Raw genomic sequence first — 10,616 nt, 5'->3', positions numbered from 1 at the left:
CCTGGGCGGACTACACCCAAAGCTACCCACGAGAAGGTGAGGAGCCGCACTAGTGTTCGAATATGGACATCGCCAGCACACTGACCGTCGACGAGGCCTACACCGGCCTCGCCGCGGCGCTGGCCCGGGTGGCGTCCCTGGACTACAGCACCCTGTCGGTGCCGGAGCTGCTGGCGCTGCAATCGGAGCGGCAACGGCTGGCCTGCGCCGCCGCGGCGGTCGATCACCACATCCAGGCCGCGTTGGCGGCCCAGACCACGGCCAAGGAGATCGGGGCGAAAAACTGGGCCGACGCGATGCGCATCCGGGACCGGCTCAGCAGCGAGGAGGCCCGCCGCCGGGTCCGGCACGCCGAACTGCTGGGGCCCCGCATGTCCCTGACCGGGGAACTACTGCCGCCGCTGCGCCCGCATGTCGCCGCCGCCGTCGCCGAAGGCGCGATCAATGGTGATCATGTTGATGTCATCGAATCGTTTTTCGCGAAACTGCCCACCTGGGCCGACCTGGCCAGCCTCGACGGCGCCGAGCAGGCGCTGGTGGCCGCCGCCCGGAATCTGACGCCTGAATCGCTGCGGTCGGTGGTCAGACGCAAGCTGTATGAGTTGGATCAGGATGGTCCCGAACCCGAGGACCGGGAACCGGACTGTGATCGCGACCGGGCGCTGGTGGTGTCCAAGCAGCGACCCGACGGCAGCAGCGAGCTGCGTGGTGTGCTGACCCCGGCCGCCCGCGCCGTCTACGAAGCGTTGATGGTCAAATACGCCGCGCCGGGCATGTGCAACCCCGCCGACCCGGTGCCGTGCACGTCCGGGACGCCGACGCAGGAGCAGATCGACCATGATCACCGCACCCTGGCGCAGCGTCAGCATGATGCCTGGGAAACGGTGGGCCTGCTGCTGCTGTCCACCGATCTGGGGGAGCACAACGGTTTCCCCCTCGCCATCGTGGCGACCTGCACCCTCGAGCAGCTCGAGCAGCGGGCCGGGGTCGCCGTGACGCACACCGGCAGCCAGCTCCCCGTCAAGGACCTGCTCAACCTGGCCGCCCGTACGGGCGCGTCCTGCTACCTCACGGTGTTCGACAACCATGGTGATGTGCCGTTGTACCTGGGGCGGGCGCGGCGCACCGCCACCACCGGCCAACGCCTGGCCCTGTTCACCCGCGACGGGGGCTGCACCCGCCCCGACTGCACTGTCCCGGCCGCGGGCTGCCAGGCCCACCACATCCCCGGATGGAGCCGCGGCGGACAGACCGACGTCACCACCATGGCCCTGGCCTGTGGCTGCGACAACCGCCTGGAAGACACCACCGGCTGGAGCAGCACCATGAAAAACGGCCGCCCCCACTGGACCCCACCACCCCTGCTGGACACCGGCCAACCCCGAACCAACCAATACTGGCACCCCACCCTGTACCCGCCAGAGGGAGGCAGCGATGACGACGGTGAAAGCGACAGTCCCGCAACGTGATACGGCGCTCCGGGCGCGCGGTGGCACGGTGCTTCGCCGCGCTGCGGATGCCACGCGCCTGGCCGACCGTGTCGCCGTGCCCGCGTACGGTTGGCCGATGCCCGATTTTCTGGCCATGACGCGTGACGGCTATGACCGTGCTGCCGCGCACTACGTCGAGCGCTTCCAGAACCATCTCGACGAGCGGCCGGTGGACCGCGCGATGATCGGCGCTTTTGCCGAACTGGCGGACCATAGTGCCCGTGTGCTGGACGTCGGGTGCGGTACCGGCGTGGCGACCGCGGCGCTGGCGGCGGCCGGCCTGGACGTCACCGGAATCGATCTGTCTCCCAACATGATCGAGCAGGCGCGGCAGCACTACCCGGGTCTGCCGTTTCGGGTCGGATCGATGTTGGAGCTCGATGTCGCCGACGGCAGTATCGGTGGGCTGTGCGCCTGGTACTCGATCATCCATGTCCCGGACTCGCACCTGGCTGCGGTGTTCGCCGAGTTCCATCGGGTGCTGGTGCCCGGCGGCGTGGTGCTGTTGGCGTTTCAGGTCGGCGAGGAAGCGCGGGTGCTGACGGACTTCGACGGCGAGCCGGTGAACCTGACCTTCATCCGCCGTCGGCCGGAGGCCGTCGCAGACCTGTTGTCGAACAGTGGCTTTCGTGTCTACCTCGAAACGGTCCGGCAACCCGACGACGACGGACTCGAATCCACGCCGCAGGCATATCTCATTGCGCGTCGAGCAGCTTGACCAATCGCTTCGTCGCGACCAGCCGGAACGACGCGTCGAGAAGCTCCCGGACCTCGTCCCAGTCGACCTTTGCCGCGGTGAAGTCCAGCCCGAGCCAACCTGACGGACCCATGTAGGCGGGGTAGTAGAAGCGCGAATCCTGTTCCAGCGCAGCGCGGTCGGACTCGTCGACCTTGACCAGTAGTGAGTGTGGATAGGCGACCATCTCGCCCGTCGACTTCGAATTGCCGCCGTACATCGCGAACATCTTGGGTGCGCAGAACACCGGCCGGCCCCACGACACCTTCTCGAACGCCTCGGGAAAGCTCAGCGCCACCGCTCGCAGCTCGCTCAGGCCGGGGTCGTCATCGTCGAACATGATCGGATGCGGCACGGTGCCACGGTAACCCTCGGGAGCGCGGAAGGCGACCAACCTTCGAGGTGACTGTGGGTCAGGTTGGCGATTCCTGTGCGCCCGGTAATTGTCGCGCGTTATACATTCCGAATGACAGCTGGAAGATGCATTGGTCGGGTCGGGGGACTGGCGGTCGCGCTGGGGATCGGTACCGCGCTGGCGGGGTGGAGCGACTGCCCCGCGTGGGCCGACACCACCGCAGGTGCAGCAGGGTCGACGGCATCATCGCAGCCGGTGGGGGCGCCGTCGGACGCTCCGGCGAAGAAACAGCGCAAACCGGCCAAGCCGAAGCCCAACAAACACTCGGACAAGGCTGACAAGGACAAGGCCGACAAGCCCGAGAAGAAGGTGCAGAAGCCCGCTGCCGCCGACAAGCCCGAGAAGCACAAGGACGACCAGGACACCGGCGGCAGAGCGGACCAGCCGGCACCGCGGGTGAGCGTGCCACGCGTCGCGGCCGCAGTTCCGGCCAAGACCGCGGCGGCGCCGTCGGTGACCGCCGCCGTCACGGCGCAGGCCGGCACGCAGCAGCCCACTGTCAAGGTGGCCGCGCTGTCGGCGGACCCCATCGCCAAACTCACCAAGGCGCTGCGGTCGTTGCAGCTGCCGGTATCACCGCTCAGTTCGACATCGGTGATGGTGGCCCTGGCCGCAGTGCGCGATGAATTGGAACGCAGAACGCTCAAGCCCACCAGTGCCGCAGCGCCACAGTCGGTTTCGACAGTTGCCGACACCACGCCCAACGTGCTGGTGATCGGCGTCGACGGCACCAACCTCAGCCGGGTGCTGGCCGATCCGGCCAACGCCCACTTCTTCGAATTGATGCAGGGCGGCACCACGGCGCCGGCGAGCATCGTCGGGCACACCACCATCAGCAATCCGTCGTGGACCGCCATCCTCACCGGTGTCTGGGGTGAGAAGACGGGCGTCATCAACAACATCTTCAATCCGGCCGTCTATGACCGGTTCCCGACGGTGTTCAACCAACTCGAGACGTTCAACTCCGGTATCCAGACCACAGCGATCGCTAACTGGGACGTCATCTCGGCCATCGCGGTGTCGGGTTCTGTCGGTGCCGACCACGTCGTCAACATCTCGCACATCGTGGGCGACTCCAACTGGTCGCTCACGGACGACGCCGTCGGTGACGCCACCGAGGCCGCCATCGGCGCCGCCGACCCGACCAAGCCGAACTTCGTGTTCAGCTACTTCGTCGGGGTCGACGAGAACGGGCACGCGCACGGCGGCGCGTCGCAGCAGTACGCAGACGCGGTGCGGAATGTCGACCGGAACATCGGCGAGATCATGCAGTCGGTCAACGACTGGGAGGCCGCCACCGGGGAACAGTGGACCGTCATCGTCGTCACCGACCATGGCCACCAGGCCAGCCAGGGCTTCGGGCACGGCTTCCAATCACCCAATGAGACATCGACTTTCGTCATCGCGAACAACCCGGATCTGTTCACTCCCGGTGGCGTCAACCTGAAATACCAGATCGTCGACGTCACGCCGACGGTCGTGACGTTGTTCGGTGGCACGCCCGCCGCGTCCGACGGTGAATCCATCACCAACTTCGGTGGCAGCACCGTCACGCCCATCGACAACGACGCGGCACTGCGCGCCGCCGTGCTGGAAGTGATCGGGAAATACGGGTACCCCAACATCGGCACCGATCTGACGCTCGGCATCCGGACGGTCTTCGCATCCGTGCCCTATTTCCTCAATCAGGGGTTCGACGCGGTCACGGCGCAGCTGGAGTCGATCGCCGACAAGAACATCTTCGTCATCAGCCCGCTGGCGCAGGTGGCGATCGTTCCGGTCAAGGTGATCGGCAGCCTGGCGTACGCGGCGACCAACGTGGTGGCACAGGTTGTCGCGAGGCTGACGGGCGTGACGGGGGCCAGCCTCGTGCCGATCTTCATGCCGCCGCTGCCGCCGCTCGTCGGTACCGAGGACCCGGCCCCGGCAGCTGCTTGCACCGTCCTCGTGGCGTGCGGGCCGGCGTCAGGGATCATCGCGGCTTAGCGGCCCAACCCGTGTCAGTGCCCTTCGCTAGCCTTACCGGGTGAGCTCACCTGACCCTGACGTGCGCCGGCAATGGCAGGAACTGGCCGAAGAAGTTCGCGGCCACCAGTTCCGCTACTACGTCAAGGACGCGCCGATCATCTCCGACGGTGAGTTCGACGCACTGCTGGGACAGTTGCAGCAGCTCGAAGAGACGTACCCCGAACTGCGGACGCCGGATTCGCCGACGCAGCTGGTCGGCGGCGCCGGATTCGCGACCGAGTTCGGGGAGGCCCAGCACCTGGAGCGCATGTTGTCGCTCGATAACGCGTTCAACACCGATGAGCTGACGGCATGGGCGGCCCGGCTCACCAACGAGCTCGGCAGCGACCTCGAGTACCTCTGTGAGCTGAAGGTCGACGGCGTCGCGCTGGCGCTGGTCTACCGCGACGGCAAGCTGGTGCGCGGTGCCACGCGCGGTGACGGGCGTACCGGTGAGGACGTGACGCTCAATGCGCGCACCATCACCGACGTGCCCGAGGTGCTCGTCGGCACCGATGAATTCCCGGTGCCCGCCGTGCTGGAGGTCCGCGGCGAGGTGTACTTCCGCGTCGAGGATTTCGCCGCGCTCAACGCCAGCCTGGTCGAGGAGGGCAAGGCGCCGTTCGCCAATCCGCGCAACAGCGCCGCGGGATCGCTGCGCCAGAAGAATCCGGCCGTGACGGCCCGTCGTCGGCTGCACATGATCTGCCACGGGCTGGGCCTGACCGAAGGTTTCGAGCCCGCGTCGCTACACGACGCCTATCGCGCTCTGAAGGCCTGGGGTCTGCCGGTGTCAGAGCACACCACGCGGGTCACCGGCATTGCCGCGGTGGCCGAGCGGGTCGCCTACTGGGGTGAGCACCGCCACGACGTCGACCACGAAATCGACGGTCTGGTGGTCAAATTGGACGACCGGACCCTGCAGCGGCGGCTCGGCGCCACCAGCCGCGCGCCGCGCTGGGCCATCGCCTACAAGTACCCGCCCGAGGAAGTCACCACCAAGCTGCTCGACATCCGGGTCAGCGTGGGACGTACCGGCCGGGTCACGCCGTTCGCCTACATGGAGCCCGTCACCGTGGCCGGTTCGACGGTCGGTCTCGCGACGCTGCACAACGCCACCGAGGTGAAGCGCAAGGGCGTGCTGATCGGTGACACCGTGGTGATCCGCAAGGCCGGTGACGTCATCCCCGAGGTGCTCGGTCCGGTCGTCGATCTGCGTGACGGCACCGAACGTGAATTCGTCATGCCCGCAACGTGTCCCGAGTGCGGCAGCACTCTCGCGCCCTCGAAGGAGGGTGACGCCGACATCCGCTGCCCCAACACCCGGTCGTGCCCCGCGCAGTTGCGCGAGCGGGTTTTCCACGTCGCGGGCCGTGGTGCCTTCGACATCGAGGGCCTGGGCTACGAGGCGGCGACCGCGCTGCTGGCCGCCGGCGTGATTACCGATGAGGGCGACATCTTCGAGCTCACGGCCGATGAGCTGTTGCGCACCAACCTGTTCAAGACCCAGAAGGGTGAGCTCTCGGCCAACGGCGCCAGGCTGCTGGCCAACCTCGGCAAGGCCAAGCAGCAGCCGCTGTGGCGGGTGCTGGTGGCGCTGTCCATCCGGCACGTCGGTCCGACGGCGGCCCGGGCGCTGGCCGCGGAATTCGGTGATCTGCAAGCGATCACCGAAGCCTCGGAGGAACAGCTGGCCGCGGTCGAGGGCGTCGGCCCGACCATCGCCGCCGCGGTGATCGACTGGTTCACCGTCGACTGGCACCGCGCCATCGTCGACAAGTGGCGGGCTGCGGGCGTCCGGATGGCCGACGAACGCGACGCCGGTATCGAGCGGAATCTGGAGGGCCTGTCGATCGTGGTGACCGGTTCACTGACCGGGTTCTCGCGCGACGAGGCCAAGGAGGCCATCCTGGTCCGCGGCGGCAAGGCGGCCGGCTCGGTGTCGAAGAAGACCGCTTATGTGGTGGCCGGTGACGCACCGGGATCCAAGTACGACAAGGCCGTTGAGCTCGGCGTGCCGATTCTCGACGAGGACGGCTTCCGGCGGTTGTTGGCAGACGGTCCGGACGGGGTCTAGCGGTATCCGCGCCGCATGTCGTCGACGATCAGCGGATGTTCCAGCGTCGACGGCGGTAGGTGTTGCGGTGCCGTGTCGGGTGCGAAGACGGTGGCGGCGTCGAGCACCTGTTGATTCAGGAACCGCAGTGGCGGAGCATCTTTGGGCACCACCGGCGCGGGCGGCAGGGGACCGCGACCGGCCAGGGTGAAGCCCCAATCGCCGAACGTCGGCACCTCCACGTGGTACGGCGTCACCGCCAGTCCCGCCGAGGCGATGGAGGAAACCGTGCGCCAGAACGCGATCGGCGTCGAGTAGGGGCTGCCGGACTGCACCACCAGCAGCCCTTCGGGTGCCAGAACCCGGGCGATCAGGCTGTAGAACTCGGTGGAGTACAGCCGGCCGAGGACCGGGTTGTCCGGGTCGGGCAGGTCGACGATGACGGCGTCGAACCCGCCCGGCGGTATGACGTCCCGGTGGGGGACCCGCAGCCACGTCATGGCATCGTCGAGAATCAGCTGGACGCGGGGATCGTCGAGTGCGCCGGCATTCGCGTCGCGCAGCTTGGTGCGCGCCACCGCGACCACCGCGGGGTCCAACTCGACCTGGACGATGCGGTCGACACCCTTCTGGCGTAACAACTCTCGCGCCGCCAGACCGTCACCGCCACCGATGACCAGCACCGAGCGCGCGCCCCGACCCAGCGCCGGATACACCAGCGACTCGGTGTACCGGTACTCATCGCGTGTCGAGAACTGTAGTCCGCCATCGAGATACAGCCGGGTGTCATCGCCCCGCCGGGTCACCACGATCTCCTGGTACGCCGAATGCTGGTAGGCCACGATCGGATCGGCGTACAGCCGCTGGCGGGACGTGGTCTCGATACCGTCGGCGGACGCCATCAGCGTGGCCAGTACCGCGAACGCCAGCACGAGGACGCTCAGCGCGGCGACGAACTCCCGCCGGCTCAGGATGCGGCGCAGCAGGAACACCGACACCACCGCTGCGGCAGCCAGATTGATCATCCCGGTGGCGGCCGCGCCACGGATCATGCCCAGATACGGCAACACCAGGAAGGGCCATGCCAGACCGCCCAGCAGCGCGCCCAGATAGTCGGCGGCATTGAGATTGGCCAACACCCGCCCGGCGTCGGTGGCCCCGGCGACCCGGCCACGCTGCAGCAGCGTCATCAGCAGGGGTACTTCCGCTCCGACCAATCCACCTATCAGCGCCGTCGCGACACCCAGCACCCAGTCGGAGTCACCGAGGAACGCAAACGTCACATACAGCACCGTCGCTGACAGGCCGCCCACGACGCCCAGCGTCGTCTCGACCGCGATGAAGCTGATGGCCGCGCGCGCCAGCAGCGCCTTGGCCAGCAGCCCACCGACGCCGAGGGCTGCCACGTAGCCCGCGACGATCAGCGACGTCGACACCACGCCGCCGCCGTTGAGGCTCGTCGAAAGGGTCAGCAGCGCAAGCTCGTAGACGATGCCGCACGCGGCGCACGCCGCCACGGCCGCCAAAAGCAGCGCGCGCCACCGGGTTCCGATGACCGGATCGGGCGCTTCAGGGGCCGCCGGGGCCGTGGTGACCATCAGGTGAGCGCGGCGGCGTTGATGCCGCCGATGGCCAGCAACACCACGGCGACCGACAGGGCCGCGGGATGGAATTCCTCGGCGTTGATGTCGTTGCGAAAGTGGCCGGGCGCCAACAACTCCACGACCACCAGGGCCAGACACTGCAGGGCGACGCCGATCAGCCCGTAGATCAGCGTGTCGATCAAACCCTGGCCCAGGCGGTCGGAGCTGGAGTGGATCGCGGTGATGATGACGGCGGCCAGTGAGACATCCATCGCCGCGGTGATCGCCACGGCGTTGGGCCGACGCTCCACGAACACCTGGCGGCGCAGATTTCCGGGCGTCAACACGTCGACCATGACGAAACCGGCGGCCAACACGAGTACGCCCACGAGGAAGTACAGCACCGAGCCGACCACGTTCTGGATGATCGCGTCGGTGTGGACGGTGCCGAAGTCGATGGCGGCCAGGTTCATCGGATTCTCCTCGGAATTGGTGTGGTCACTTGACGCCGCCCGGTCCGCCCGAGCTGCCGCCGGAACTGTGCGACGGTGATCCCGGGCTGAAGCCCGGGCCCAGAAACACGTAACTGCCGTGGTTGTAACCGGAGTTGAGGTTCTCCAGCCGGATGGCGCACGTCTGCCCGGAGCCCGCGCCGACGATCGCGATGGAGTCGCTGTACCGCAGGTAGTAATTGCCGCGATCGGTCGCGCGCGCCTGCGGTCAGTGGGCTCGGGCGAGATCGTCGGCGACGGCGCTCGGCGACCCACTGCACCGGTAGGTGTTGTAGCCGACGTTCTGATAGCGGTCTTTGACGTACGACTCGATGGTGCGGGCGGTGCTGATGCCGATCGCCAGGCAGATCACCGATGCGACCGCGAGCACCCCGGCGAGAATCAACATCCTGCCCCGGGTCATGGCGCCCTACGAACCCGCAGGGGGAGCGGGGTACACCGTGAGCTCACCAGGCGACATGACCTTGCCGGTTGATACCTCCCACGGCGAATTCGGTGACCACTGCTCAAAACTCAGCAGCGCGGCGCGGCCGGCGCTGGCGTAGTCGACGTAGTTCATCTGGCCGTTTTCGGGCAGGCCGGTGGTGCCCTCCGAGGTGTAGTGCGCATCGCCGGTCTCGACCTCGTTGTACTGCACGCCGTCGATGGTGTGCGGGCCGACTGGCTGTAGCGCCAGGTCGGGTCGCTTGGTCCAGAACGCGAGCTCGAGCCGTCCCTCGTCCTCTTCGACGCTGAACCAGATCGGTTCGCCCTGACCGCCTTCCAGCAGATGCTCCCACCAGACGAACGGGCCTTCGCGGTAGGTCACCGAGCCGCGCACCACGTAGTCGACTCCGCCATGGCTGACGATCGCGCCGGGACCCAACTGTTTCGGTCCGAAAACCGGCATCTCGCCGGCCTTCAGCGGGTCCTGGCGGGCGCCGGGCTTGTCCGCTTTCTTGGCCCGGGTGAAGGCGAGCACCACGACGACGACGGCCGCGATCATCAGCACGACGCCGACGACGATCAGGAATGTGCTCACGTGTGCCCTCCAGCGAGATGTCGGCCCACGCTAGCAGTTTCGACGCCGGCGTAACCGTATTCGCGCTGGTGAAGTGGCTGAGAACCAGACGGTCAGCGCAGGATGGTCGCGACGATTCCGGCCAGATATCCCAGCCGCGCGACCTCCGACGGACGGAAGGCCGGTCCGCCCGGGCGGCCGAGCATCACTGCGGTGTGCGGGTCACCCAACGGCGCCGCGGCCAGGGTGGTGTCGATCTCCCGCCAGAACTGCGGCACCCAGTCGCCCGTGGCGTCCAGGGCGGCAGCGTGTTCCAGCGGCAGCCAGGGCGCCGAGTCTGCGAGCGTCTCGGGCGCACCGGGGCTGCCGGCGATGCGGCGGGGTAGTACGCCTTCCTTGCCGCCCGTCACCACGACACACCAGCCGACCCGCAGTACACGCGGTGCTTCGTCGGCCAGCATCTGGAGCCGGGCGGCCTTGCCTTTGGCGGCGGCGACATGGTCGATGAGTTCGAGTTCGCGGTGGGCCTCGAGTAGTCCGGTGTGGGGCCGGATGCTGTCGACGTACACGCCCTTGAGAGCCTCGGCGGCAGTGATCAGGGCATCGGGCATGGCCCCGAGCGGCAGCTCGACCACCAGGTCGTCGACGGCGAAGCCCGGACCGCGCTCGACGACGTCGAGCGACAGGATGTCGGCGCCCACCGAGCCGAGAGCCACCGCCAGGGAGCCGAGGCTACCGGGGCGGTCTTCGAGCTGCACCCGCAGCAGATAGGAGGACACGCGACAACTGTTGCACAGCGTCGTGGCGATGGCAGGAC

9 protein-coding genes and 1 pseudogene are annotated in these 10,616 nt (G+C 67.8%); 4 read left to right on the top strand and 6 right to left on the bottom strand.

Annotated features, from left to right (window positions below):
- Positions 1–62: 62 nt before the first annotated feature.
- Positions 63–1,469, top strand: a complete 1,407-nt coding sequence (locus EB75_RS10315; RefSeq protein ID WP_073695307.1) for an HNH endonuclease signature motif containing protein — start codon at positions 63–65, stop codon at positions 1,467–1,469.
- Positions 1,470–1,566: 97 nt separating this feature from the next.
- Complete coding sequence (locus EB75_RS10310) at positions 1,567–2,208, top strand: class I SAM-dependent methyltransferase (protein ID WP_073695326.1); 642 nt, start codon at positions 1,567–1,569, stop codon at positions 2,206–2,208.
- Here EB75_RS10310 and EB75_RS10305 read toward each other — a convergent pair.
- The gene (locus tag EB75_RS10305) at positions 2,186–2,581 is read right to left on the bottom strand and encodes an MmcQ/YjbR family DNA-binding protein (protein WP_073695327.1); all 396 of its coding nucleotides are present in this window, start codon (positions 2,579–2,581) and stop codon (positions 2,186–2,188) included. The two genes, EB75_RS10310 and EB75_RS10305, sit on opposite strands and share 23 nt — an antisense overlap.
- Positions 2,582–2,692: 111 nt before the next feature.
- Here EB75_RS10305 and EB75_RS10300 point away from each other — a divergent pair, with 111 nt between their 5' ends.
- Both EB75_RS10300 and ligA read left to right on the top strand, forming a co-directional pair.
- Positions 2,693–4,627: an alkaline phosphatase family protein gene (locus EB75_RS10300; protein WP_073695306.1), complete on the top strand. Its 1,935-nt coding sequence runs from the start codon at positions 2,693–2,695 to the stop codon at positions 4,625–4,627.
- A gap of 40 nt (positions 4,628–4,667) precedes the next feature.
- Positions 4,668–6,725: an NAD-dependent DNA ligase LigA gene (gene ligA, locus EB75_RS10295; protein ID WP_073695305.1), complete on the top strand. Its 2,058-nt coding sequence runs from the start codon at positions 4,668–4,670 to the stop codon at positions 6,723–6,725.
- On the opposite strand, the gene EB75_RS10290 is transcribed toward ligA, so the two are convergent.
- The 5 genes and pseudogenes from EB75_RS10290 to EB75_RS10270 all read right to left on the bottom strand — a co-directional run bounded on the left by EB75_RS10290 (position 6,722) and on the right by EB75_RS10270 (position 10,578).
- Positions 6,722–8,302, bottom strand: coding sequence for a polyamine aminopropyltransferase (locus tag EB75_RS10290; protein WP_073695304.1), 1,581 nt, complete (start codon positions 8,300–8,302; stop codon positions 6,722–6,724). The genes ligA and EB75_RS10290 overlap by 4 nt on opposite strands.
- The gene (locus EB75_RS10285) at positions 8,302–8,760 is read right to left on the bottom strand and encodes a DUF350 domain-containing protein (RefSeq protein WP_073695303.1); all 459 of its coding nucleotides are present in this window, start codon (positions 8,758–8,760) and stop codon (positions 8,302–8,304) included. The genes EB75_RS10290 and EB75_RS10285 overlap by 1 nt, the downstream gene beginning before the upstream one ends.
- Positions 8,761–8,785: 25 nt before the next feature.
- Positions 8,786–9,202: pseudogene (locus EB75_RS10280) on the bottom strand (DUF4247 domain-containing protein).
- A 6-nt stretch (positions 9,203–9,208) separates the two neighbouring features.
- Positions 9,209–9,820, bottom strand: coding sequence for a DUF4178 domain-containing protein (locus tag EB75_RS10275; protein ID WP_073695302.1), 612 nt, complete (start codon positions 9,818–9,820; stop codon positions 9,209–9,211).
- A 92-nt stretch (positions 9,821–9,912) separates the two neighbouring features.
- A complete protein-coding gene (locus tag EB75_RS10270; protein ID WP_073695301.1) occupies positions 9,913–10,578 on the bottom strand; it encodes an ACT domain-containing protein in 666 nt (221 codons plus the stop codon).
- Positions 10,579–10,616 lie beyond the last annotated feature (38 nt).

This window comes from Mycobacterium sp. ST-F2 (assembly GCF_001905655.1).
Lineage (GTDB): Bacteria > Actinomycetota > Actinomycetes > Mycobacteriales > Mycobacteriaceae > Mycobacterium.
Note: the sequence above shows the minus strand (reverse complement) of the source record. Positions and strands in the feature narration are given on the sequence as shown.

Excerpts from the sequence above, each read along its gene's own strand:
- EB75_RS10315 (WP_073695307.1), top strand. The coding sequence starts at position 63 with ATGGACATCGCCAGCACACTGACCGTCGACGAGGCCTACACCGGCCTC.
- EB75_RS10310 (WP_073695326.1), top strand. The coding sequence starts at position 1,567 with ATGCCCGATTTTCTGGCCATGACGCGTGACGGCTATGACCGTGCTGCC.
- EB75_RS10300 (WP_073695306.1), top strand. The coding sequence starts at position 2,693 with ATGACAGCTGGAAGATGCATTGGTCGGGTCGGGGGACTGGCGGTCGCG.
- EB75_RS10290 (WP_073695304.1), bottom strand. The coding sequence starts at position 8,302 with ATGGTCACCACGGCCCCGGCGGCCCCTGAAGCGCCCGATCCGGTCATC.
- EB75_RS10285 (WP_073695303.1), bottom strand. The coding sequence starts at position 8,760 with ATGAACCTGGCCGCCATCGACTTCGGCACCGTCCACACCGACGCGATC.